The sequence below is a fragment of the Mesorhizobium sp. M0491 genome, assembly GCF_040321265.1.
In the GTDB taxonomy this organism is placed as follows: Bacteria; Pseudomonadota; Alphaproteobacteria; order Rhizobiales; family Rhizobiaceae; genus Mesorhizobium.
Genome location: NZ_JAMYRE010000043.1, coordinates 1 through 22417, shown reverse-complemented (window position 1 = coordinate 22417; position 22417 = coordinate 1). Strand labels below are relative to the sequence as shown.

The window sequence follows — 22417 nt, the reverse complement described above, 5'->3', positions numbered from 1 at the left end:
CCGGCCTCAAACCCGAGCCGCAAGGCACCCCACATTGGCCTGACCCTCCCTCCTTGCCCCTATAACTTAATAACGCAACGGGCCCACACGGGGGGAGATTGGCGGTTCCGCTGGCGGCTCCTTCCTTCCAACGCTGGAGACTAGCGAAGGCCGACGGACATCTGATCTCCCCCCTTGCGGGGGAGATGTCCGGCAGGACAGAGGGGGGTGCTGTCCCGCCGGCTTCTCATGAGACGGCAGCCGTTGCCTACCCCTGCTCGGCCTGGATCCTGTTGTAGTCGTGGATGGTCTGGCTCAGCCGGCGGCGCAGGAAGTTGGAGATGTTGTCGAAGATGAAGACAACGGCCAGGATCAGCAGCACCATGTAGAAGACGTTGGCCCAGTTGGAGTTGGTGCGCATCGCTTCCCACAGCTTCAGGCCGATGCCGCCGGCGCCGACAGCGCCAATGATGGTCGCGCCGCGGGTGTTGGATTCCCACTGGTAGAGCGTCTGGCTGATGAACACCGGCACCACTTCCGGCAGCACGCCGTAGCGCTGCACCAGAAGGCCGTTGGCTCCGGTCGAGGTAATACCCTCGCGCGGTTTGTCGTCGATGTTCTCCAGCGCCTCGGAATAGGTTTTGCCGAGCGTGCCGATCTCGGTGAAGAAGATGGCTGCACTGCCCGCCAGCGGTCCCGGCCCGAAGGCACGGGTGAAGAACAGCGCCCAGATCAGCATGTCGATGGAGCGCATGAAGTCGAAGAAGCGCTTGAGCACCTGGTTGACCAGCCGGCTGGGCGTGATGTTGCGAGCGGCGAAGAAGGCCAGCGGAAAGGCGACGATGCCGCCCAGCATGGTGCCGAGAAAGGCCATGACGATGGTCTGCAGGAGCTTCGTCCAGACATCGCCATGCTGCCACTGGGCGTTGTTCCAGATGTTGTCGCCAGCCAGTGCCAGGTTGGACGTGCCTGGTTTCAGTTCCGGTCCGGAGACGATCAGCGAGGCGACTTCGCTTGCCGACTTGCCGAAGAACGGCGAGCGGGTGTCGAAGACGAAGTTTGCCCAGCCGAGAAATCGCTTTCGGATCCTGACGCGGTCAACGGCGACACGGGCCTCGCCGGCAAAGCCCATGTCGGCGACGACCTCATCTTCATGCGCGGTGATCCAGCCGGGAACCGGCCCCGAGATCAGCGGCTTGCCGGTGCCAAGCACGACCGCAACGGTCTCACCATTGGCAGTTATCGTCGCTTGCGTCTTGCTGAAGGTGACCGACTTGGCGGCGCCGTCGATAAGGACCGTCACCGAACCATCGGCATTGGTCTTGACCCAGTCCGGATCTGGGTTCGGGCCGAGCACCGAGAAGCGTGGATATTTGGCGGTGATCCGCGTTTCGTCGAGGCGGAAGATCGGCTGCACGTCGTAGCTGATCCATTGGGTCAGAAACAGCGGCAGCCGCTCCCAGTGCGATTCCCGCATGACCTGCGGCAGGTTGAAGAACCACAAGGCATAGAGCAGGTAGAGGAAGATGCCGCCAAGCAGCATCAGCGGCCCGAAGCGCTTGTGGAACGGCCGCTGGAACACCTGCGGGAAGCGCTCTTCGATCGACTGGATTTGATCGGCGGTCAAGGCAGCCATGGTCAAGCCCCCACCACGAAAGCCTGCTCGCCGACCAGCTTGCGGCGCAGCCAGGCGGAGAACTGGTCGACGATGAAGATCGTCGTGAACAGGAGCAGCACGAGGGCTATCGTCTTGGCGCCGAAGCCGCGCGAGATCGACAGCTTCAACTCCTCGCCGATGCCGCCGCCGCCGACCGCGCCCATGATGGTGGAAATGCGGACATTTATCTCAACACGCAGCAGCGTGTAGGACATGAAGTTGGGCAGCACCTGTGGCAGGCCGGCAAAGCGCACCCGCTCGAACCAGTTGGCGCCGACAGCCCTCAGGCCCTCTTCGGCGCGCATGTCGATGTTCTCGTTGATCTCGTAGAACAGCTTGCCCAGCGCGCCGATCGAATGCAGGCCGATGGCGATGATGGCAGCGATCGGGCCGATCGAGACGATGGCGGCGAACAGGCCGGCGATGACGATCTCGGGAAAGGCGCGCAGCAGCTCCATGAGGCGCTTGACGATCTGCCGCAGCACCGGATGCGGCGTCAGATTGCGCGCCGCGATGAAGGAGAACGGCACGGCGAAGACGAAGCCGATGAAGGTCGAGACCAGCGCCACGTTGAGCGTGGTCAGCATCAGCTCGAAATATTCGGGGATGTAGAAGCTGCCCCAGACATAGGAGCGGCCAAGCGGAAAGTTGAATTCCTGGGTGCCGGTGTCATGCGGGGAAGCGATGTCGAACATCGCCCGCCAGACATCGTTCCAGTCCTTGGGGACGAGCCAGCTCAGGAAGTCCAGCAAATGCGGCAACCGGTCGAAGAAATGCCCGGCATTGGCCTCGTCGGCGAACCACATTGTGCTGCCGAGCGCGATGATGAGAAGGCCGACACCGATGGCGGTGTAGAGCCGGCGCAAGGACGTCTGGCGACGCCAGGCGTCGGCCATCTGGTGAGTGGCGCCGGAAGGGGCTGTCACGGAAAGGGTCATGATCGGACATGCAAGAAGGGCGGCGTTTTCTCGACGCCGCCCTTCCTGATTTCGCCGTTAGCCGCCAATGGCTGCCTTACGGGCTTCGACGATGACGTTGTAGAAGTCCGCCTTAACCGGGACGTAGCCGGTAAAGTCGCCGCCTTCGACGCCTTCGAAGCAAGCCTTGTCCTTCTTCGGCAACTGCGTGAAGAAGTTGGCGAGCTTGGCGGTCATCTCGTCGCCGAGCGCGGTGCGCACGACCAGCGGGCCGTTCGGGATCAGGCCCGAGCGCCAGACTTCGACGAAGTCGTTGGGGTCGACGGCGCCCTTGGCGACTTCCTTGTGGAAGGTGCCCGAGGTGTAGCCGTCCTTGAAGTCGCCGATACCGGAGGAATCGTCCACCGCCACATCGACCTTGCCGTCGCGCACGGCCAGAACGTTGTTCTCATGGCCGCCGTTGAACTGGGTCGAAGCGAAGAAGGTTTCGTTCGAAGCGCCGGTGTCCTTCGGGATTTGGGTCAGCGGGATCAGATAGCCGGAGGTCGAATCCGGATCGGCGTAGCCGAGCTTCTTGCCCTTGGCCGACTTGATATCGGTGATCCCCGAGGATTTCAGCGCCAGACCGATCGAATAGTAGCCGGTGGCGCCGTCGGTCTGCTGGGTGGTGAGGATCGGGGTGACCGCCTTCGGGTCCTTGAGAGCGATGCTGGCGTAGCCGGAAGCGCCGAGTTCGGCGAAGTCGAGCGTGCCGCCAAGCAGGCCCTGGATGACGCCGTCATAGTCGGCGGCGGGGAACAGCGAAACCTTTTCGAAGCCGAATTCGGCCTTCAGATGGTCGGCGAGGCACTGGTAGTTGCGCAGCCGGTCGGTTTCGTTTTCGCCGCCGAGGATGCCGACGCGAAATTCCTTCATGTCGGCGGCATGGGCCATGCTGGTCGCCATGGCGAGCACCGAAACGGCGCTGAAAACCATCTTCCTGAACATCTGTAATCTCTCCTGTAGGTTCCGGCCCCGCGCCGGCAGCGTTCTCGATTTTGACAGGTGCCCTTGACGCGGGCTGTCGATCCAGGCCGCTCTCAGTATCCCGGGAATGCGGGCTCGAGCGGTCCGGCGGATGCGGCGATCTTTCGGCTGAAGGCAACGCTGGTCGAGGTGATGGCCTCGGAGATTTCCTGGCCATTGCTGTCGGCGCCGTAGACGAGACGCACGGCCTCGCGGTTGAGTTCTTCCGGCGGGCCGTCGAAGACGACCTTGCCGGCGGCCATGCCGATGATGCGGTTGCAGTAGGTGCGGGCGGTGTCCAGCGTGTGAAGATTGGTGACGACGGTGATGCCGTCGCGCAGATTGATGTCCTGCAGCGAATCCATCACCACCTTGGCGTTCAGCGGGTCGAGCGAGGCGATCGGCTCGTCGGCGAGGATCACTTTGGGCTGCTGCATCATGGCGCGGGCAATGGCGACGCGCTGCTGCTGGCCGCCCGACAAGGTGCCTGCGGGCTGCAGCGCGATGCGGGCAATGTCGAGCCGCTCGAGTGCCGCGACCGCCTCGGCGCATTCGGCGCGCGAGAACATGCCGAACAGGTTGGTGATGGTCGAACGGTGGTTCAGCTTGCCGAGCAGCACGTTGGTCAGCACGTCGAGGCGCGGCACCAGGTTGAACTGCTGGAAGATCATGGCGCAGTCACGCTGCCAGCGCCGCAGCGGCGAGCCGCGCAACTGGGAAACCTCGGCGCCGTCAAAAAAGATCGATCCCTGGCTGGGATCGATGAGACGGTTGATCATGCGAAGAAGGGTCGATTTGCCGGCGCCCGAACGGCCGATAATGCCAACCATCTGACCCTGTGGGATGGCGATGTTGATGTCGCTGACGGCGGTGTTCTTACCAAATCGGCGGCTGACACCGCGGATTTCGAGCGTGGCGGAATTTGCTGACATGGGGCAGGTTCCAGTCTGGACCATATTGATCGTCAGGCACTCGCCTAACGCAGCCACATGAACCTGCCGTGTCGCGGTGATGTCAGTTTTGTTACGCTCCACAGGTGTGGAGTTATGGCCGGCCCAGGGCCAGCAGGTCCTCGAAGTGCTCCATGTCCCTGAAGCCGCAGAAGGCGGGAGTTTTGATTTCGATCACGGGAGCCTGCTGCTCGAAAAAGCTTGAGAGAGTCATCGAACAGGTCCTGCCATGTGGCTGCCATGACGATGATGTGAAGAATTATCCTTCGTATTTTTCCAGGAAGGCCTCGGCCGATAGTTCCCGGAAATCGTCGAGCGAAGCGCGCAGCCTGGCATGATCCCAGTCCCACCAGGCAAGCGCCTGATAACGGTCGGCGGTGCGGCGGTCGAAGCGCTCACGGATCGGTTTGGCCGGCACGCCGGCGACGATGGTGTAGGGGGCGACGTCCTTCGAGACGACGGCTCCGGCGCCGATCGCCGCGCCGTCACCGACGGTGACGCCGGGCAGGATGGTCGAGCCGTGGCCGAGCCAGGTGTCGTGGCCGATGGTGACTCGCCTGGCGCGACGCTGGGCGAAGAATTCTGTCTCGTGCTCGGCGTCGTCCCAGTAGTCCGAGGCGCGATAGGTGAAATGGTGCAGCGTTGGCCGCCAGGTCGGGTGGTTGGTGGCGTTGATGCGCACGCTGGCGGCGATGTTGGCGAACTTGCCGATCGTCGCGCACCAGACGGCGCAGTCCTGCATCATGTAGGAATAGTCGCCAAGCTCGCTTTCCGACACCCGGCTGCGGTCGGCGATCTCGGTCCAGCGGCCGAGCGTCGAATTCTGCACATCCGCCGTCGGATGGACCAGCGGCGTCTCGGACAATTTCCTGGTCATGCGGCGATTTTTCCGGGAGCGAAAGCGGTGACGTCGATGATGCGGTCGGCAACCGCCTCGCGTACGTCGTGGTCATGGAAGATGCCGAGCAGCGCGACATCAGCCGCCTTCTTGGCGGCGATGAGTTCAATCACGACATCGCGGTTTTTGGCGTCGAGCGAGGCGGTCGGCTCGTCGAGCAGCAGGATCGGATGCTCGGTGATGAAGCCGCGTGCGATGTTGACGCGCTGCTGCTCGCCACCGGAGAAGGTCGCAGGTGGCAATGCCCAGAGTTTCTCCGGCAGGTTGAGCTGCGCCAGCAAGGCGCGTGCCTTGCCGCGGGCAATCTCGCGATCCTCGCCGCGCTCGACCAGCGGTTCGGCGACGACATCCAGCGCCGAAACGCGCGGCACGGTGCGCAGGAATTGGCTGACATAGCCGATCGTTTGCCGGCGCACGGCAAGCACGGTGCGCGGGCTGGCAGTGGCGAGGTCGATCAGCCCGTCATCGTGGCTGACGATGATCTGGCCTTCGTCGACGGCGTAGTTGCCGTAGAGCATCTTCAGGATCGAGCTCTTGCCGGCACCGGACGGGCCGCCGAGCACGGTGCATTCGCCGGCCCTGATCGAGAACGAGACACCGGCGATAACAGGCAATTTGATGCCGTCGCGCAGATGCATGGTGAAGCTCTTGGCGACGTCTGAGACAACGAGGGGCGTCGGCATCAGAAGGTCCTCCAATCGCTGTTGGTTTGCGGGCCAGCACCCCCCTCTGGCCAATGCAATTGCATGTGCGGAATAACGGTGAAATCTCGAAGCGGGTGTTTGCGAGGTGTCGGCGCGAGGCACCCCCCTCTGTCCTGCCGGACATCTCCCCCGCAAGGGTGGAGATTGGCAGCTTCACCCGCAGCGCTTTTCTTGCAGCCTTGGTAATTGGTGAACGCAGCAGGGACAGCCGATCTCCCTCCTTGCGGGGGAGATGGCCGGCAGGCCAGAGGGGGGTGCCTCGCGCCAAGGTTTCGCGAACACGCGCTTTGAGACTTCATCGTCAAACCTGCAGAATCGAGGAAACGAGCAACTGCGTGTAAGGCGCGCGCGGGTCGTCGAGCACGCGGTCGGTGAGACCGCTTTCGACGACGCGGCCGTCCTTCATCACCATCATGCGCTGCGACAGAAGCCGCGCCACGGCAAGGTCGTGGGTGACTACGATGGCCGCGAGACCAAGGTCGGTGACCAGCCCGCGCAGCAGGTCGAGCAGGCGCGCCTGGACCGAGACGTCGAGGCCGCCCGTCGGTTCGTCCATGAACACCAGGCGCGGGCCGGTGACGAGGTTGCGGGCGATCTGCAGGCGCTGGCGCATGCCGCCGGAAAAGGCGCGCGGCTCGTCGTCGATGCGGTCCTCGTCGATCTCGACGCGCGACAGCCAGTCGACCGCGGTGGCGCGGATCTTGCCGTAATGACGGTCGCCGACCGCCATCAGCCGCTCGCCGACATTGGCGCCGGCCGATACCGTCATGCGCAGGCCGTCGGCGGGGTTCTGATGGACAAAACCCCAGTCGGTGCGCATCAGGAAGCGGCGCTCGGCCTCGCTCATGCGGTAGAGTTCGCGGAACTGGCCGTCACGCATGCGGTAGCTGGCGGTGCCGGAGCTGGGCAGCAGCCGGGTCGACAGGCAGTTGAGCAGTGTCGTCTTGCCGGAGCCGGACTCGCCGACGACAGCCAGGACTTCACCCGGCCACAGGTCGAAGGAGACGTTGTCGCAGCCGACGCGCGAGCCGTAGAATTTGGAGAGCGCCGAGACGCGCAGCAGCGGTTCGTCGGTCATTGTATCTCCTTACCCTCCCCCTTGCGGGGAGGGTCGGCGCGCAGCGCCGGGGTGGGGGTTGAGTGGGGCGTGGATTGGTCAAGACCCCCACCCGCGCCTTCGGCGCGACCTCCCCACAAGGGGGAGGTAGGGGCGTTGCGCCGCTTCTCGCAGTGGTCGGTGTCGGAGCAGACGAACATGTGGCCGCCATGGTCGTCGAGGATGACCTCGTCGAGATAGACATTCTCTGCCGCGCACAGCGCGCAGGGCTGGTCGAAGGTCTGCACCTCGAACGGATGGTCCTCGAAGTCGAGGCTGACCACGTCGGTGAAGGGCGGCACCGCGTAGATGCGCTTTTCGCGCCCGGCGCCAAACAGCTGCAAAGCCGGTGAGCGGTGCATCTTGGGATTGTCGAATTTCGGCGTCGGCGACGGGTCCATCACATAGCGGCCCTCGACCTTGACCGGATAGGCATAGGTGGTGGCGATGCGGCCGTGTTTGGCGATGTCCTCGTAAAGTTTCACATGCATGAGGCCGTATTCCTCCAGCGCATGCATTTTCCGCGTTTCAGTCTCGCGTGGCTCGAGGAAGCGCAAGGGTTCCGGGATCGGCACCTGGTAGACAAGCACCTGGCCCGCCGTCAGCGGATGTTCGGGGATACGATGGCGGGTCTGGATGATGGTGGCGCTGGCGGTATCAGTGGTCACCGCGATGTTGGCGACCTTCTTGAAGAAGGCGCGGATCGAGACCGCGTTGGTGGTGTCGTCGGCGCCCTGGTCGATGACCTTCAGCACATCGTCCGGGCCGATGATCGAAGCCGTGACCTGGACGCCGCCAGTGCCCCAGCCATAGGGCATCGGCATTTCGCGCGAGGCAAACGGCACCTGGTAGCCGGGAATGGCGATGCCCTTGAGGATCGCCCGGCGGATCATCCTTTTGGTCTGCTCGTCGAGATAGGCGAAGTTGTAGGTGGCGATGTCGGTCATGGCGATCACATCCACATTGTGCTATTGAATTGGCGTCCAGGACGCGGAAACAGGGGCGAAATCGGATGACCCAGACCGCTTGGCTGCATATCGGAATTCTGCTGCTGGCGTTCGTCGGCGTGGTCGCGTTTATCCTCCGAAGAATGGTTTTTCCCGCAGCCAGGGAAGGCGCGCATGGCGAGAGCGTTGGCATCGGCGGCGGCTACAGTGGCGGGCATGGCGACCATTCGCACGACAGCGGTGGCGGTGATGGCGGGTCGGGCGACTAGGCTCATTCCGCCGCCTCCTTCTTGTCTTCCAGCATGTCGGCATTTCCGCGGGCGTCGTATTCGGCGCGCATACGGCGCACGAGGTCGAGTTCGGCCTGGAAGTCGACATAGTGCGGCAGCTTCAGATGTTCGACGAAGCCGGTCGCCTGGACGTTGTCGGAATGCGAAATGACGAACTCCTCGTCCTGGGCCGCGGCGACGACATCCTCGCCGAGCTCCTTCGCGCGCAGCGCCCGGTCGCACAGCGCCATCGCCATCGCCTTGCGCTCGCTCTGGCCGAAGACCAGGCCGTAGCCGCGGGTGAATTGCGGCGGCGCCTTGGCCGAGCCTTTGAACTGGTTGACCATCTGGCATTCGGTGACGCGGACAGTGCCGAGCGGCACCGCGAAGGGCAGCTCGGGCACGTCGAGCTCGAGCTCGACCTCGCCCATGCGGATCTCGCCGACGAAGGGATGGTTGCGGGCATAGCCGCGCTGGGTGGAATAGCCGAGCGCCAGCAGAAACCCTTCATCGCCGCGTGACAGCGCCTGCAGGCGGATGTCGCGCGCCATCGGGAATTCGAGCGGCTCGCGGGTGATGTCGCCGGGGACGTGATCCTGCGGCATGTCGCCGTCGGGTTCGATCAGGCCTTCGCGGTCGAGGATCGCCGATACGCGCGGCATGGCTTGCGCTTCCGTCTCGCGCAGCAAGGGCTGGGCGACGTCAGCGCCGGCGGCAAGCTCGGGATCGAGCAGCCGGTGGGTGTAGTCGAAAGTGGGCCCGAGCAACTGGCCGCCGGGCAGATCCTTGTAGGTCGCCGACACACGTCGCTCGACCAGCATCCCGGCGGTGTCGATGGGCCTGGAGTAGCCGAAGCGTGGCAGCGTGGTGCGATAGGCGCGCACCAGGAAGATCGCCTCGATCATGTCGCCGCGCGCCTGGACGATGGCGAGTGCGGCCAGTTCACGATCATAGAGCGAGCCTTCGCTCATCACCCGATCGACGCCGAGCGCCAGCTGCTCGACGATCTGGTCGAGACGTAGTGCCGGCAGCGAACGGTCGCCGCGGCGGCGGTCGGCAAGCAGGCTGTGGGCGTTGGCGATTGCGGCTTCGCCACCTTTCACCGCGACATACATCTTACGCCTCCATCGTCTTGATGCGCGTCGTGCGCGGCAGGCAGGCAATGCCATCAGCGGTGGCGAGTATGATGTCGACGCCTCTGGGAAAGCGCTTGATGTTCTGTTTCCACTGCTCGACGAAATGGCGCGGCATCTGTGCCGGCGCGATCGTGGCGCTGGTTTCGATGCCGGGACCTTCAAGCAACAGCGGCGTGCCGGAGACGAGATCGCCGACTTGCAGGATCAGCGTGGTCGAACGGTCGGGATAATCCTGCGTGCCCTGCGAAAAACCATCGAGCGACATCATCTCGGCCGGGGCCGCGATGAAGGCGAAATGCGCATCGGCCGGTGTGTTGGCCACGGGCGCGCCGGTGTGGAACCCAAGCCAGGATCTGATCGCGGTGGAAGCTTGCAGGGCCGGGTCGAGCCAGAGCGGGGTGTCGTTATCGCACAGCGCCAGTGCGATGGCGCCGGCGGCCGCCGAGAGCGGCGCCGGCGGGCGGGCGAAGGCCGGCAGCGGCTGCACGCTGCCTGGCCGCGCCATTGCGTCCATGACGGCGCGGAACACCGTCTGGGCATTGAAGACCGGATCGGCGAAACCGCCCTCTATCGATTGCGCTGCAATGTCCATCAGTCTTCTCCGCGAACCATGGTGAAGAAATCCACCTTCGTTGCCGCCGTCTCGGCGCGGCGTTTTTCATGCGCTGCGGTCAGAGCCGACCGCAGGGGCGCTATCAGTCCGGTCTCGACTTCATTGCGGCGGGCAGGGTCCTGCCACAGCGCGTCGGCGATGGCCGCCAGCTTCGCCTTCTGCTTGTCGCGGCCAAGCGCATAGCAATGTCCGACCTGCCCGGAGGGCAGCCGGACGGTGGCGCGGGTGACGGTCGCCTCGCCGACGTTGAAGGGCGCGCCGCCGCCGCCGATGCGGCCGCGCACGGTGACCAGCCCGGTCTCGGGGCCGCGCAGCAGTTCTGCTTCCGAAGGCAATCCGGCTTCATTCCAGAGCCGGACGATGTCATCGCCGCTGGATTGCGCCAGTGTCGCCATGGCGGCCTTGCGCTCGGCCTGGTCGCGGGCTTCCTGTCCTCGCATCAGCAGCATTCCTCTTTGTCAATTTGTCTATTGATATAGACAACTATACAAATTATACCTATTATCTAATGCGTGTCCATGACGGGTGGATGACAGCGATATAAGACTGGGCGCTGGAAGGTTGGGGCAATGATAGTCGGGCGGCTGGCAGCGGACAGCATCGAGCGGCGCAGTGGCGTTTCGCTGTGGCGGCAGATCGCCGACAAGATCCTGCATGCGATCGCCATCGGCGATTTCACGGAGAATGCAGCGTTGCCGCCGGAGGTGGCGCTGGCAGAACGCTATGGCGTCAACCGTCACACGGTGCGCAGCGCCATATCGGCCCTTGTAAGGGAAGGCGTGCTGCGGGCCGAGCAGGGGCGCGGCACCTTCGTACTGTCGCGCAAGCGGCTGTCCTATCCGATCGGCGCGCGCACACGCTTTTCGACAGGGCTGCAAGGGCAAACGACGGAACGGCACATCGTCCTGCTCGCCTCGTCGATCGAGCCGGCCAGCCAGCGCGTTGCCGAGGGCCTTGGCCTTGCCAGGGGAGCCGATGTGATCCGGTTGGAAACGCGCGGCGAAGCCGACGGACGGCCGGTGTCGCGTGCTGCCGGCTGGTTCGAGGCCCGGCGCTTTGCCGGCATCGATGCCGCGATGGCGCAAACCGGCTCGATCACCGCATCGCTGGCGCGTTTCGGCATCGACGACTATCTCCGGCAATCGACCGTGCTGTCGGCGCGCCATGCCGATGCGGCGGACCTTGCCGACCTCGACCTGCTGCCGGGCGCCATCGTGCTGGTCACGGTTGCCGTCAACGTCACGCCGGACGGCCAGCCGATCCAGTTTTCCGAGTCGCGCTTCCCGGCCGAGCGGGTGGAGCTGAAGCTGTCGGCGCTGTAGCTAACGTCGTCATCCTTGGGCGAAGCAGGAGCGCAGCTCCGTCGCGGAGACCCAAGGATCCATGCCGCGATCTCGGGCGAAGAGCGCAGCGGCGCAGAATTCTGCACCGAAGCAACGCTCTCAGGTCACGGCATGGATCCTATGGTCTGCGCCGCGTCGCTTCGCTCCTCGCTCCGCCATAGGATGACGAAGCGATGGATGTTGCGGCTAGTCGCCAAAGCATCAGATCTACCAAGTTGGGCGCTCAACGATCTCCGAATTCGTGTCGAACAGGCGCCTCTATCCGACCTCGATCACAGCCTTGATCAGGCCGGATTTCTCGTGTGCCCAGCGGGCGAGATCGCGCGGCGTGCCGGCGAGTGTGGTGCGGTGTGTGACGAGCTTGGCCAGGGGCACGGCGCCGTTGCGGATCGAGGCGGCGACGTGATCGAAGTCGGCGCGCAGCGCGTTGCGGCTGCCGATCAGCGTCATCTCGCGCTTGTGGAATTCCGGATCGGAAAAGCTGATGTCGTCCTTGACGACGGAGACCAGCACCAGCGTTCCGCCATGCGCGACATGGGCGAAAGCCGACTGCACCGATTGGGTGTTGCCGGTGGCGTCGAAGACGACATCGAAGCCTTCGCCTGATGTCGCTCCCTTGACCAGATCGGGCACCGCGCCGCGCGACCCGTCGAGGGTCTGGAAACCAAGCTCATTTGCGGCGAAGGCGAGCCTTTCACTGCTCATGTCGAGCAGCGTCACGTCGAGCCCGGCGATGCGGGCGAAGATGGCGGTGCCGAGCCCGATCGGGCCAGCGCCGATGACCAGCGTGCGGGCGCCGGGGTCGGCGCGGGCGCGCCGCACTGCATGCGCGCCGATGGCCAGGAACTCGACTGCGGCGGCGTCGGCCAGCGAAAGGCCGTTGGCGGGATAGAGATTTTGCGCCGGCACCAGAATCCGTTCGCACATGGCGCCGTCTCGATGCACGCCCAAGACCTCGATCCTGACGCAGCAATTGGGCTTGCCGTGCCGGCAGGCGATGCACTTGCCGCAGGAAAGATAGGGGTTGATCACCACGGGCTCACCAACGGCAAGATCGACGCCGTCGCCGGCCTCGACGATCGTTCCCGACACCTCATGGCCCATGATGCGGGGATAGGCGAGGAAGGGGTGCTTGCCCTCGAAAATGTGGTAGTCGGTGCCGCAGATGCCGACATGGCTGACCGCCACCAGCGCCCAGCCGGGAGGCGGTGCCTCTGGTGCGGGCCGGTCTTCAAGGACAAGATCGCCGGGCGAACGGCAGAGGACGGCTTTCATGCGCTAATCCAGTCATGAAATCGCCGGCCCGTTGGTGTGGCGGGCCGGCGGTTGATTGCGGGATCGCTACTTGCCGCGGCGGCGCAGGCCGTCGAAGTAGACGATGATGATGATCAGCGCGCCAGTGATGATGCGCTGCCAGAACGAGTTGACGTTGAGCAGGTTGGCGCCGTTGTTGATGGTGGCCAGGATGAAGGCGCCGAGCAGCGGCCCATGCACCGAGCCGACGGCGCCGAACAGCGAGGTGCCGCCGATGACCGAAGACGCGATCGCCTGCAGCTCCCAGCCCTCGGCCTGCGTCGGGTTGCCGATGCCGATGCGGGCCGCCAGCAGCACGCCGACAAAGGCGGCGCACAGGCCCGACAGCGTGTAGGCCATGTAGATGGTGCGCTGGACATTGACGCCGGACAGGCGCGAGGCCTCGGCGTTGGAGCCGACCGAAAACAGGTATCGGCCCCAGCGGCTGTGGTGCAGGAAAATATAGGCCGGAATGCCGACCAGGATCACCATCCAGAACAGGTTGGGGATGCCGATGAAGGAATTGCGCGAGAAGGCGGTGAAGGTGTCGCTGTTGATGTTGATCGAATTGCCGTTGGTCATCAAAAGGCCGATGCCGCGCAGCGAGGTCAGCGTTGCCAGCGTGATGATGAAGGGCGGCAGGCCCATCTTGACGATGCCGAAGCCGTGGAACATGCCGATGGCGACGCCGACCAGCAGCGTCACCAGAATGGCGAGCCAGATGGGGAAGCCGGCATTGATCATCATGGCCACGACCACGGTGGCGAAACCGACCACGGCGCCGACCGACAGGTCGATGCCGCCGGTGATGATGACGAAAGTCTGGCCGACCGCCATGATGGCGATCATCGAGCCCTGGCGCAAGAGATTGGCCATGTTGTTGGCGGAGGCGAAGCTCGTCGTCGCCACGGAGAGAAGGATCCAGAGCAGAACCAGCAGCGCCAAAAGCGTCAGCCCAAACAGGACATTATAGTTGCGCTTCGGTTTTTCGACGGCAATCGCCTCGGTGCTCATATTTGTCCTCCCAGCTTTTCTTGTTTCTCGGCGAGCGCCTGAGTAAGAATATCCTCGTGGCTGGCGGCGTGAAAACCGTGCGTCGCCACCAGTTTGCCGCGCCGGAACACATGCAGCGTGTCGGCGAGTTCATAGACTTCCGGCAGATAGGACGAGATCAGGATGATGCCGGCGCCCTTTGACAAAAGTGCGCCGAACAGGCGGTAGATCTCGGCCTTGGTGCCGACATCGACGCCGACCGTCGGTTCGTCGAAGATGAACAGCTTGGCGCCGTGCGCCAGCCATTTGCCGATGACGATCTTCTGCTGATTGCCGCCCGACAGGCTGGATGCCAGCGCGCCGCGCGTCGGTGTCTTGATGCGCAGATCGGCGATCTGGCGATCAGCTTGCGTCTTCTCCTGCGTGCTCGAAATCAGCAGATTGTTCGAGATTCGCTTGTAGATCGGCAGGTTGAGGTTGAAGCCGACCGGCAGGTTGAGGCAGAGGCCCTGGTCGCGGCGGCTTTCCGGCGCCAGCGCCATGCCGAGCTTGATCGCGTCATGCTCGGAATTGACCTGCACCTCCTTGCCTTCCCAGAGGATCTGGCCGGCGGATTTGCGGTGGCGGCCGTAAAGCGTGGTGACGAACTCGCTGCGTCCGGCGCCGATCAGGCCATAGAGTCCGACGATCTCGCCGGCGCGGACCGTCATCGAGACATTTTCGAAGCCCTTGCCGGACAGGCTTCTCGCCTCGATAATGGCGGCGCCCGGCGTGAAATGCTCCTTGTGATAGACCTGCTCGATCGAGCGGTTGATCATCATCTTGACCAGCTCGGCATCGTTGGTCTCGGCGATGTTGCGGGTGCCGACCAGCGTGCCGTCGCGCAGCACGGAAACACGGTCGGCGAGCTCGAACACTTCCTCCATGCGGTGGCTGATGTAGATGATCGTCACGCCTTCATCCTTCAGCCGACGGATCAAGGTGAAGAGCTGGTCGGCCTCCTTGCGGGTGAGGTAGGCGGTCGGCTCGTCGAAGATCAGGAATTTGGTGCCGCGCACGGTGGCGCGGGCGGCGGCTATCAACTGCTGCTGGCCGATGGTCAGGTCGCCAAGGGTGACATGCGCCGGCAGGTCGAAGCCGAGATCGTCGATGATCGTCTGCGCCTGCCTGACCATGGCGCGCTGCTGCAGGATGCCGAAGCGTGAATTCTCCTCGCCTAGGAACATGTTGGCGGCGACAGTCAGGTGACGGCACAGCACGACTTCCTGGTGCACGGCATTGATGCCGAGCGCCATCGCCTCGTGCGGCGTCGCCAGGGCGGCCGGTTGGCCCTCCCAGGCGATCTCTCCGGAGGTGCGCGGCATGACGCCGGTCAGAAGCTTGATGAGCGTGGATTTGCCGGCGCCGTTCTCACCGACGATGGCGTGTATCTCACCGGACTTGAAGGCGAGGTCGACCGGCTTCAGCGCGTGGGTGCCGGGATAGCGCTTCTCCAGCCCGCGCAATTCGAGGATGGTCCGCCCCGGTTCCAGAACGGGTGTGGGATGCAGTTCCTGCGCCGTCGAAATCATGACAATCCTCCCAGATTGGCCTCCCGGATTGGCTTCCCAGGCTGGCCTCACGATTGGCACGCGGCGAGGCAAGGATATGCCTCGAAAACAGCCTAGCTCAGGCGTGCGGATTGCCAAGCCGTTTGTGCGGCAGCTTGTGTCTCCGGGGCGAGGTGCCCCGGAGACGATTGCGGATGCGGCTCAGAGCTTCGGATTGAGCAGCGCGTCGATCTTGGGGTCTTTCATGTTGTCCTTGGTCACCAGATTGGCGCCGGTGTCGACATTGGCTTCGACCTTTTCGCCTTTGGAGGCGGCGAGTGCGGTCTTGATGCCGTCATAGCCCATCCGGTACGGATCCTGGACGACGAGGGCGGAAATGACGCCGTCGTTGAGGAACTTGATCAGCTTCTCGTCGCTGTCGAAACCGACCAGCGCCAGTTTGCCGCCAAGGCTGTTTTCCGCGACAGCCTGGCCGACGCCCTGCGCCATGATCAGGTTGGAAGCGAAGATGCCCTTGAGGTTCGGGTTGGCGGTGATCAGGTCGGTGGCGATGTTGAGGCCGGTGGTGGCCTGGCCGTCGGCATATTTATCGGCGACCAGCTTGAGGCCCGGATATTTGGCGGCCAGCTGTTCGGTGAAGCCCTGCTTGCGCTGTTCGAGCGAGCCGGCGCCCGGTGCGTTGGTGATCAGGGCGACGTCGCCCTCGATCTTGCCGCCGTTGGCGGCGCCGATGGCGGCTGCGAGGCCGTCGGCAGCGACGCGGCCGCCCTGGACGTTGTCGGTGGTCAGGAACGAGGTGAAGGCCTTGGAGTCGGCGCCGGAGTCGATGCCGATGACCTTGACCTTGGCAGCGGCTTCATCGATCGGCTTGCCAAGCGCCTTGAACTCGGTCGGCGCAATGACGATGGCCGCCGGGTTGCTGGCAACGGCGTTCTCGAGGATCGAGACCTGGCCGTTGACGTCGGTTTCAGCCTGGGCGCCGAGTTCCGGCACGTTGACGCCGAGATCCTTGCCGGCCTTGCGGGCGCCGGCCAGAACGATCTGCCAGTAGAACGACGTGGTATCCTTGACGATGATCGGAATGGTGACGTCCGCCGCCGAAACCGGCGCCGAATGCATGACGCCGGCGAGCATCGAAGCTGCTGCCAGCGCCATGACGGCGCGGCGGTTGAGAATGCTGGTCGCGAATTTCATGAGGTTTCCTCCCTAAAGTCGCCCGGTGAACGTTACGGAAGCTCCGTCCGGATAGGCGCGGCCCAAACAGAACTTTATCAATAAAAAACAATTGCCATGTTTTGATAATGCATCGAACAGATCGATGCAAGCGGTGTTTGATCAGTCCTTGCGAGGTCTGGCAGAAGCAAATCCACCGCGCTGCTCCCCATCGACGCCGTCACGCTTCCGTTCCATTCCGGGAATGTATGGAATATTAATTCCACCATTTCGTCAATATGGAATATCCATTCCTTCGTGTGACCGCAAGAATATGAAGTTTCACGCCAGCTCCTGCACCAGCGTGTGGGGACGATATCTGGCGTATTCCGTCTCCGGCACGTCGATGTCGAGCAGTTGGAGGTTACGCGTCAGGTTCGCCAGCTTGGCGGTGCCGGTCAGCACGGTGGCGACGGCAGGTTCATGCAAGGGGAATTGGAACGCGGCGGCGGCGAGCGGATAGCCACCCTCGGCGGCGATCCTCTCCATTGCGCCGACGCGGTCGAGCACGTCATGGCTGGCAGGGCGGTAGTCGAAATGTGCGCCTTGCACCGGTCCGGTCGCCAGGATGCCGGAGTTGAACACGCCGCCAATGACCAAGGAGGTCTGCCGCGCCCGGCATAGGGGCAGCAACTCCGCTTCGGCACTGCGGTCGAGCAAGGAATAGCGGCTGGCGAGCAGGATGCAGTCGAGCGGCGCCTCGCGCATCACGTCCAGACAGATCTGCACCTCGTTGACGCCAAGCCCATAGGCGGAAATGACGCCGGACCGTTTCAGCTCTTCGAGTGCCTTGAGGCCGCCGTCCATCAGGTCGCGAAAGTGCAGCTTGGTCTTCTCGACACCATGGGTGTAGGCGCCGATGTCGTGGACAAACAGGATGTCTATCCTGTTTAGGCCAAGCCGCGCATAGCTGAACTCGACCGACCGCATGATGCCGTCGTAGGAATAGTCGTAGTCGAGCGCGAAGGGCAGCGGATCGACATAGGAGTGATCGGGAACCTGATCCTCCGACACCGGGCGGAACAGCCGGCCGACCTTGGTCGACAGCACATAGGAATCGCGCGGCTTGTAGCGCAGGAAGTCGCCGAAGCGGCGCTCCGACAGTCCGAAACCGTAAAAGGGTGCGGTGTCGAAATAGCGCAGGCCGGCATCCCAGGCGCCCTGCAGCGTCTCCATCGCCGCTTCGCGCGAACAGGCGCGGTAAAGGCCGCCAAGTGCAGCGCCGCCAAAGCTGACCTCGGTGACTTCCAGCGCTGTCTGGCCGATGCGGCGTCTTTCCATGCACAACCTCCCCGTGGCCAGCCAACTGGCCGGCGCGCAGTCTACTTTATATCAGTAAAATCTAAAGTGTTGCGCCCAGATGCCAGGGCACGAACTCGTTGTCGCCGTAGCCGAAGTCCTCGCTCTTGGTCTTGCGGCCGGAAGCCGTTTCGACGATCAGTTCGAAGATCTCGCGGCCCATGCCGGCGATGGTCTTTTCACCCGAGGCGATGACGCCGCAATTGACGTCCATGTCCTCCTCCATCTGGTGGTACATGGTCGAGTTGGTGGCGACCTTGATCGACGGCGTCGGACGGCAGCCGAAGCAGGAGCCACGGCCGGTGGTGAAGACGATGACGTTGGCGCCGCCCGCCACCTGGCCGGTCGCCGAAACCGGGTCGTAGCCGGGCGTGTCCATGAACACCAAGCCGCTGCCAGTGACTTTTTCGGCGTAGCCGAAGACGCCGTTGAGCGGCGTCTGGCCGCCCTTGGCGACCGCACCGAGCGACTTCTCCAGGATGGTGGTGAGGCCGCCGCGCTTGTTGCCGGGCGAGGGATTGTTGTCGATCGAGGCGCCATGCTTGGCGACGTGGTCCTCCCACCATTTCACGAAGCCGTCGAGCTTCTGCGCGATCTCCGGCGTTGCCGCGCGGTAGGCAAGCAGATGCTCGGCGCCGTAGATCTCCGTCGTCTCGGAGAGGATGCCGATGCCGCCGACGCCAGCCAGGATATCGACAGCCGCGCCGAGCGCCGGATTGGCTGTAATGCCCGACATGCCGTCGGAGCCGCCGCATTGCAGGCCGACGACGATCTCGCTGACCGGGATCGGCTCACGCTTCAGCTGGCCCACTTCCTCGGCGATCTCGGCCAGCACGTCCATCGCCTTTTCCACCGATTTGCGCGATCCGCCGGCGTCCTGGATGTTGAAATGGCGCTTGCCGGCAGCGACGCCCTTTTGGCCGTAGAGGGTGAGCTGGTTGACCTCGCAGCCGAGGCCGACCATCAGCACGCCGCCGAAATTCGGGTGGCGGGCGTAGCCGGCGAGTGTACGGTGCAGCACCATCATGCCGTCGCCGGTGCCGCTCATGCCGCAGCCTTGGCCGTGCACGATCGGCACGAAGCCGTCGATGCCGGGGTATTTCGGCAAAAGCGTGCGGTTGGCGGTGTCGGCGATGGAATGGCAGACGGTGGCCGAGCAATTGACGCTGGCGACGATGCCGATGAAGTTGCGCGTGCCGGCGCGGCCATCGGCGCGGCGATAGCCCATGAAGGTGCGGGCGCGGTCGGCCTCCGTCGCGTGCTCGGCCTCGCTCGGCGGCACGACCGGCAAGCGGCCGGATTCGAACACCAGATTGTGCGAATGCACGTGCTCGCCCGCCGCAATATCCTGTGTCGCGCGACCGATCGCCTGGGCGTATTTCACCACGGCCTCGCCGGCGGCGATCGGCTTGATCGCCACCTTGTGGCCGGGCTCGACCAACACACTGGCGACGGCACCGCCCGGCAGCGCGGTGCCGATCTCGACGCGGCCGTTGGCGACGGCGACATTGTCGGCGGGGGACAGAAGAATGCAGTTGGAGGCGTTCACGGGCGGTTTCCTGGGTGATCCTGGGTTGCGCGGACGGATTGACACGCGTCTGTTTAGCGATATTGTCTTTTATCGTGAAAAAACAGTTTTGCGTCAATTGTTTTTTCACTGGGGAGTTCCGCATGCCTTGGGTGTTCCGGAAAGCGAATTCGCTTTTCAGGGCCATGGGAACGTCATATCGCGCTTCAAACCGGCCGCGGCAAGCGACGGGTGCAACGGATCAGGGATGTCGAAGAGCAACAACGTCTACAAGGATGCCTACAACCGCTGCCTGCGGCTACTCGACGAAACGCGCAGCCTGCCTTCGGAGCCGGAACTGGGCACCTTGCTTGGCGTCAGCCGGACCACGGTGCGCACCATTCTGGCGCGCATGGAAGAGACCGGGCTGATCGCCTGGAACAAGCGCGCCAAGACGGTGCTGCGCGAGACGCGTCCCGATGATTTCTTCCCCGAGGAGGAGACCGACACGCTGGCCGAGATCATCGAACGGTCGTTCATGCGTCGGCTGCTCGCCGGCGGTGCCGAAGCCGGCATGCAGATCAACGAACTCGAACTGGCGCGTGAGATCGGCGTCGGCACCACCAGCGTGCGCGAGTTCCTGATCCGCTTCTCCCGCTTCGGCCTGATCGAGAAGCGTCGCAACAGTCACTGGGTGCTGAAGGGTTTTACCCGCGCCTTCGCGCTGGAGCTGACCGAAATCCGCGAAATGTTCGAACTGCGCTCGGCGGCTGCCTTTGCCGTTTTACCGCAGGACAGCGCGGTCTGGACCGATCTCGACCGTCTGGAAGACGAGCATCGCCAGTTGGCAAACGACATCGCCACCCGCTTCACCGAGTTCTCCGAACTCGACGAGCGCTTCCACCGGCTCATCCACCGGGCGTCGCGCAACCGCTTCATCGTCGATTTCTACGATGTCATCGCCATGATCTTCCACTACCATTACCAGTGGAACAAGGCGCAGGAACGCGAGCGCAACGAAGTCGCGATCGGTGAGCATCTGGTCTACATAGAGGCGCTGAAATCACGCGATCTCGGCAAGGTCGACGCCGCTTGCCGCAAGCACCTGAAGTCGGCGCGCCAGACATTGCTGACCTCGATCCCGGAGAGCCGGTCGCTGCAAAAATCCTGAACCGCATCGCGGTTCAGTGTCTTGTTCATGCATGTCGTTGTCCCAAAACCGCTATACTTTTGGGCGACATGCATTGAGCCTGCCGCGTTGGCGCCGCGGCGATTTGGCGATTTTCCACCCGCCGGCGCCGTGCTAGATATGGTTCATTGCTGCTAAGAGGCAGGGCTTTGGGCGTATCGAGGAGACGGTGGAGCATGCCGGTCGCGCTGGTCGCGGCCTATCTGCTGTTGCTCCAGTCGACGCTCGGAGCATTCGCCTTCGGCACCAGTCCCAATGCATCGCAGCTCGACGCCTTCGGCAACGTCATCTGCACCCATGAGGGCGCAACCCAGCTTCCCTTAGACAACCAGCCGCCGTCCCATCTTCCGGCATGCTGCGTGCTCGGCTGCAGCATGGTTTCGGCGGCCTTTGCGCCGCCGCCCGGTGCTGGCCTGGCGCTGGGCAGCCTTTCCTTCAAAACGGTCGCCTTTGTTTTTCCGGCGGTCATCCATCTCGACTTTGCGCGTGAGCGCTCGCCGTCGAACCCGCGTGCGCCGCCGCTGACGGCCTGAGCCTGTTTGCCCGGCGGAACCTTTCGTGGGCGTACCCATCCAAAGATCAAACTGCTCGCGACCGGCAACGGCGCGACCTTCACTTCATGGAGCAACCATGTCCTATTTTTTCCCTGACGCCGCGCGTCTTATGCCCGGCGGCATTCTACGCGGCATCGAAGAGCGTGTCGGCATTGCCGTGCTGGCTCTTGCGCTGCTGTTCACAGGCGCCCAGTCCGTCCTCGCGCATGAGTTCAAGGTTGGCGATCTCGAAATCGGCCACCCCTGGTCGCGCGCCACGCCGGCCGGCGCCAAGGTCGCCGGCGGCTATTTCACCATCACCAACAACGGCAGTGCGCCGGACCGGCTGGTGTCGATTTCCTCCGATGTCTCTGAAAAGGCCGAGCTGCATCAGATGGGCGTCAAGGACGGCGTCATGACCATGCGGCCGGTTGCCGGCGGCCTGGAAATTCCGGCCGGCGGCAAGGTAGCCCTTGCGCCTGGCGGCTATCATTTGATGTTCATCGGCCTGAAGCGGCAACCCAAACAGGGCGAAAAGTTCTCCGCTACCCTGACCTTCGAAAAGGCCGGCGCCGTCAGCGTCGATTTCGCTGTCGAAGGCATGGGCGGTGGCGCCATGGACGATCACGCCAATTGACCCGGCCAGTTTGAAATTTGAGGGACCATCATGAACAAGTATCTTTTGTCGGCCGCAGTACTTCTCGTGCTCGGAACCAGTGCCGCCTTCGCGCATATCACGTTCGAAACGCAGGAAGCGGCCGTTGGGTCGACCTACAAGGCCGTTTTGCGCGTGCCGCATGGTTGCGAGGGCAAGGCGACGATCGCCGTGCGCGTGCAGATTCCGGAAGGGGTGATCGCGGTGAAGCCAATGCCGAAGCCTGGCTGGACGCTGCAGACCAAGAAGGGCAAGTACGACAAATCCTACCAGCTCTATGGTCAGGCGGTTGCCGACGGGGTCAAGGAGGTCGACTGGAGCGGCGGCAGCCTGCCAGATGAATTCTACGACGAGTTCGTCTTCCGCGCGACGCTGACGGCGGATCTCCCTGTCGGCCAGAAGCTTTACTTCCCGGTTGTGCAGGAATGCGATGGGGCCGCCGACCGCTGGATCGAAATCCCGGCAGCCGGCCAGGATGAGGACGCGCTGGAAAACCCGGCACCCGGCATCAAGCTGTTGCCGAAGAAATGATCTCCAAGGCGGGGGGGGGCGGGGGGGGGGGGGGGCGGGGGGTGTGGGGGGGGGGGGGGGGGGAGCCCCCCCCCGCCCCCCCCCGCGCCCGGGGGACCCACCCCCCCGCCGCGGGGCGGCGCGCCGGGTGGGGGCGGGTGG

23 protein-coding genes are annotated in these 22417 nt (G+C 63.9%); 6 read left to right on the top strand and 17 right to left on the bottom strand.

The genetic code is table 11. From position 1 onward, the window contains the following. Positions 1–247: 247 nt before the first annotated feature. The 8 genes from phnE (NKI69_RS32720) to NKI69_RS32685 all read right to left on the bottom strand — a co-directional run bounded on the left by phnE (NKI69_RS32720) (position 248) and on the right by NKI69_RS32685 (position 8153). The gene (gene phnE / locus NKI69_RS32720; protein ID WP_352555827.1) at positions 248–1615 is read right to left on the bottom strand and encodes a phosphonate ABC transporter, permease protein PhnE; all 1368 of its coding nucleotides are present in this window, start codon (positions 1613–1615) and stop codon (positions 248–250) included. Positions 1616–1617: 2 nt separating this feature from the next. Next, on the bottom strand, positions 1618–2574 hold the full coding sequence (phnE, locus tag NKI69_RS32715) for a phosphonate ABC transporter, permease protein PhnE (RefSeq protein ID WP_352723358.1): 957 nt from the start codon (positions 2572–2574) through the stop codon (positions 1618–1620). A 57-nt stretch (positions 2575–2631) separates the two neighbouring features. After that, positions 2632–3540 carry a phosphonate ABC transporter substrate-binding protein gene (gene phnD, locus NKI69_RS32710; protein WP_352723355.1) on the bottom strand — a complete coding sequence of 303 codons (909 nt, stop codon included), beginning with the start codon at positions 3538–3540 and terminating at the stop codon, positions 2632–2634. A 92-nt stretch (positions 3541–3632) separates the two neighbouring features. Continuing rightward, positions 3633–4490, bottom strand: a complete 858-nt coding sequence (phnC, locus tag NKI69_RS32705) for a phosphonate ABC transporter ATP-binding protein (protein WP_352723354.1) — start codon at positions 4488–4490, stop codon at positions 3633–3635. Between the two features lie 277 nt (positions 4491–4767). Next, complete coding sequence (locus tag NKI69_RS32700; protein WP_128306073.1) at positions 4768–5385, bottom strand: DapH/DapD/GlmU-related protein; 618 nt, start codon at positions 5383–5385, stop codon at positions 4768–4770. Further along, positions 5382–6089 (bottom strand): phosphonate C-P lyase system protein PhnL, encoded by a 708-nt coding sequence (phnL, locus tag NKI69_RS32695; protein WP_023812471.1) that lies wholly within the window; start codon positions 6087–6089, stop codon positions 5382–5384. Before phnL ends, NKI69_RS32700 begins: the two co-directional genes overlap by 4 nt. 322 nt (positions 6090–6411) lie before the next feature. Next, positions 6412–7188, bottom strand: a complete 777-nt coding sequence (gene phnK, locus NKI69_RS32690) for a phosphonate C-P lyase system protein PhnK (RefSeq protein ID WP_023760811.1) — start codon at positions 7186–7188, stop codon at positions 6412–6414. Further along, complete coding sequence (locus tag NKI69_RS32685; RefSeq protein ID WP_023812472.1) at positions 7185–8153, bottom strand: alpha-D-ribose 1-methylphosphonate 5-phosphate C-P-lyase PhnJ; 969 nt, start codon at positions 8151–8153, stop codon at positions 7185–7187. The genes phnK and NKI69_RS32685 overlap by 4 nt, the downstream gene beginning before the upstream one ends. Before the next feature lie 65 nt (positions 8154–8218). Here NKI69_RS32685 and NKI69_RS32680 point away from each other — a divergent pair, with 65 nt between their 5' ends. Then, on the top strand, positions 8219–8422 hold the full coding sequence (locus tag NKI69_RS32680) for a hypothetical protein (protein WP_023812473.1): 204 nt from the start codon (positions 8219–8221) through the stop codon (positions 8420–8422). A gap of 2 nt (positions 8423–8424) precedes the next feature. Here the strand turns inward: NKI69_RS32680 and NKI69_RS32675 are convergent, their stop codons facing one another. Genes NKI69_RS32675 through phnG form a run of 3 tightly spaced genes read right to left on the bottom strand, consistent with a single transcriptional unit; the run spans position 8425 to position 10611 of the window. Continuing rightward, the gene (locus tag NKI69_RS32675; protein WP_023812474.1) at positions 8425–9537 is read right to left on the bottom strand and encodes a carbon-phosphorus lyase complex subunit; all 1113 of its coding nucleotides are present in this window, start codon (positions 9535–9537) and stop codon (positions 8425–8427) included. A 1-nt stretch (position 9538) separates the two neighbouring features. Beyond that, a complete protein-coding gene (gene phnH / locus NKI69_RS32670; RefSeq protein ID WP_023812475.1) occupies positions 9539–10150 on the bottom strand; it encodes a phosphonate C-P lyase system protein PhnH in 612 nt (203 codons plus the stop codon). Continuing rightward, a complete protein-coding gene (gene phnG, locus NKI69_RS32665; protein WP_023812476.1) occupies positions 10150–10611 on the bottom strand; it encodes a phosphonate C-P lyase system protein PhnG in 462 nt (153 codons plus the stop codon). Before phnG ends, phnH begins: the two co-directional genes overlap by 1 nt. 132 nt (positions 10612–10743) lie before the next feature. Here phnG and phnF point away from each other — a divergent pair, with 132 nt between their 5' ends. Next, positions 10744–11493 carry a phosphonate metabolism transcriptional regulator PhnF gene (gene phnF / locus NKI69_RS32660; RefSeq protein ID WP_023812477.1) on the top strand — a complete coding sequence of 250 codons (750 nt, stop codon included), beginning with the start codon at positions 10744–10746 and terminating at the stop codon, positions 11491–11493. Positions 11494–11772: 279 nt separating this feature from the next. On the opposite strand, the gene NKI69_RS32655 is transcribed toward phnF, so the two are convergent. From NKI69_RS32655 to NKI69_RS32630, 6 genes are all read right to left on the bottom strand, one after another. Then, the gene (locus tag NKI69_RS32655; protein WP_023812478.1) at positions 11773–12789 is read right to left on the bottom strand and encodes a zinc-binding alcohol dehydrogenase family protein; all 1017 of its coding nucleotides are present in this window, start codon (positions 12787–12789) and stop codon (positions 11773–11775) included. Between the two features lie 66 nt (positions 12790–12855). Further along, entirely contained in the window at positions 12856–13821 is a 966-nt protein-coding gene (locus NKI69_RS32650; protein ID WP_023812479.1) for an ABC transporter permease, read from the bottom strand. Further along, complete coding sequence (locus NKI69_RS32645; RefSeq protein WP_023812480.1) at positions 13818–15371, bottom strand: sugar ABC transporter ATP-binding protein; 1554 nt, start codon at positions 15369–15371, stop codon at positions 13818–13820. The genes NKI69_RS32650 and NKI69_RS32645 overlap by 4 nt, the downstream gene beginning before the upstream one ends. A 180-nt stretch (positions 15372–15551) precedes the next feature. Beyond that, positions 15552–16544 (bottom strand): ABC transporter substrate-binding protein, encoded by a 993-nt coding sequence (locus NKI69_RS32640; protein ID WP_023812481.1) that lies wholly within the window; start codon positions 16542–16544, stop codon positions 15552–15554. A gap of 300 nt (positions 16545–16844) precedes the next feature. Then, complete coding sequence (locus tag NKI69_RS32635) at positions 16845–17843, bottom strand: aldo/keto reductase (RefSeq protein ID WP_023812482.1); 999 nt, start codon at positions 17841–17843, stop codon at positions 16845–16847. 61 nt (positions 17844–17904) lie between these two features. Beyond that, a complete protein-coding gene (locus NKI69_RS32630) occupies positions 17905–19410 on the bottom strand; it encodes a UxaA family hydrolase (protein WP_352612911.1) in 1506 nt (501 codons plus the stop codon). Positions 19411–19636: 226 nt separating this feature from the next. Between NKI69_RS32630 and NKI69_RS32625 the strand changes: the two genes are divergently transcribed. The 4 genes from NKI69_RS32625 to NKI69_RS32610 all read left to right on the top strand — a co-directional run bounded on the left by NKI69_RS32625 (position 19637) and on the right by NKI69_RS32610 (position 22276). Next, positions 19637–20539, top strand: a complete 903-nt coding sequence (locus NKI69_RS32625; protein ID WP_023812484.1) for a GntR family transcriptional regulator — start codon at positions 19637–19639, stop codon at positions 20537–20539. Positions 20540–20733: 194 nt separating this feature from the next. Further along, entirely contained in the window at positions 20734–21090 is a 357-nt protein-coding gene (locus tag NKI69_RS32620; protein WP_352723353.1) for a hypothetical protein, read from the top strand. A gap of 97 nt (positions 21091–21187) precedes the next feature. Further along, positions 21188–21727, top strand: coding sequence for a copper chaperone PCu(A)C (locus tag NKI69_RS32615; protein WP_352440836.1), 540 nt, complete (start codon positions 21188–21190; stop codon positions 21725–21727). A 30-nt stretch (positions 21728–21757) separates the two neighbouring features. Then, the gene (locus tag NKI69_RS32610; RefSeq protein ID WP_023812487.1) at positions 21758–22276 is read left to right on the top strand and encodes a YcnI family copper-binding membrane protein; all 519 of its coding nucleotides are present in this window, start codon (positions 21758–21760) and stop codon (positions 22274–22276) included. Positions 22277–22417 lie beyond the last annotated feature (141 nt).

Excerpts from the sequence above, each read along its gene's own strand:
- phnK (WP_023760811.1), bottom strand. The coding sequence starts at position 7,188 with ATGACCGACGAACCGCTGCTGCGCGTCTCGGCGCTCTCCAAATTCTAC.
- NKI69_RS32645 (WP_023812480.1), bottom strand. The coding sequence starts at position 15,371 with ATGATTTCGACGGCGCAGGAACTGCATCCCACACCCGTTCTGGAACCG.
- phnD (WP_352723355.1), bottom strand. The coding sequence starts at position 3,540 with ATGTTCAGGAAGATGGTTTTCAGCGCCGTTTCGGTGCTCGCCATGGCG.
- phnL (WP_023812471.1), bottom strand. The coding sequence starts at position 6,089 with ATGCCGACGCCCCTCGTTGTCTCAGACGTCGCCAAGAGCTTCACCATG.
- NKI69_RS32700 (WP_128306073.1), bottom strand. The coding sequence starts at position 5,385 with ATGACCAGGAAATTGTCCGAGACGCCGCTGGTCCATCCGACGGCGGAT.
- NKI69_RS32640 (WP_023812481.1), bottom strand. The coding sequence starts at position 16,544 with ATGAAATTCGCGACCAGCATTCTCAACCGCCGCGCCGTCATGGCGCTG.
- phnG (WP_023812476.1), bottom strand. The coding sequence starts at position 10,611 with ATGCGAGGACAGGAAGCCCGCGACCAGGCCGAGCGCAAGGCCGCCATG.
- NKI69_RS32620 (WP_352723353.1), top strand. The coding sequence starts at position 20,734 with ATGCCGGTCGCGCTGGTCGCGGCCTATCTGCTGTTGCTCCAGTCGACG.
- NKI69_RS32615 (WP_352440836.1), top strand. The coding sequence starts at position 21,188 with ATGTCCTATTTTTTCCCTGACGCCGCGCGTCTTATGCCCGGCGGCATT.
- NKI69_RS32675 (WP_023812474.1), bottom strand. The coding sequence starts at position 9,537 with ATGTATGTCGCGGTGAAAGGTGGCGAAGCCGCAATCGCCAACGCCCAC.
- phnC (WP_352723354.1), bottom strand. The coding sequence starts at position 4,490 with ATGTCAGCAAATTCCGCCACGCTCGAAATCCGCGGTGTCAGCCGCCGA.
- NKI69_RS32680 (WP_023812473.1), top strand. The coding sequence starts at position 8,219 with ATGACCCAGACCGCTTGGCTGCATATCGGAATTCTGCTGCTGGCGTTC.
- NKI69_RS32635 (WP_023812482.1), bottom strand. The coding sequence starts at position 17,843 with ATGGAAAGACGCCGCATCGGCCAGACAGCGCTGGAAGTCACCGAGGTC.
- NKI69_RS32655 (WP_023812478.1), bottom strand. The coding sequence starts at position 12,789 with ATGAAAGCCGTCCTCTGCCGTTCGCCCGGCGATCTTGTCCTTGAAGAC.
- phnE (WP_352555827.1), bottom strand. The coding sequence starts at position 1,615 with ATGGCTGCCTTGACCGCCGATCAAATCCAGTCGATCGAAGAGCGCTTC.
- NKI69_RS32625 (WP_023812484.1), top strand. The coding sequence starts at position 19,637 with ATGTCGAAGAGCAACAACGTCTACAAGGATGCCTACAACCGCTGCCTG.
- NKI69_RS32685 (WP_023812472.1), bottom strand. The coding sequence starts at position 8,153 with ATGACCGACATCGCCACCTACAACTTCGCCTATCTCGACGAGCAGACC.
- phnE (WP_352723358.1), bottom strand. The coding sequence starts at position 2,574 with ATGACCCTTTCCGTGACAGCCCCTTCCGGCGCCACTCACCAGATGGCC.
- phnH (WP_023812475.1), bottom strand. The coding sequence starts at position 10,150 with ATGGACATTGCAGCGCAATCGATAGAGGGCGGTTTCGCCGATCCGGTC.
- NKI69_RS32650 (WP_023812479.1), bottom strand. The coding sequence starts at position 13,821 with ATGAGCACCGAGGCGATTGCCGTCGAAAAACCGAAGCGCAACTATAAT.
- NKI69_RS32610 (WP_023812487.1), top strand. The coding sequence starts at position 21,758 with ATGAACAAGTATCTTTTGTCGGCCGCAGTACTTCTCGTGCTCGGAACC.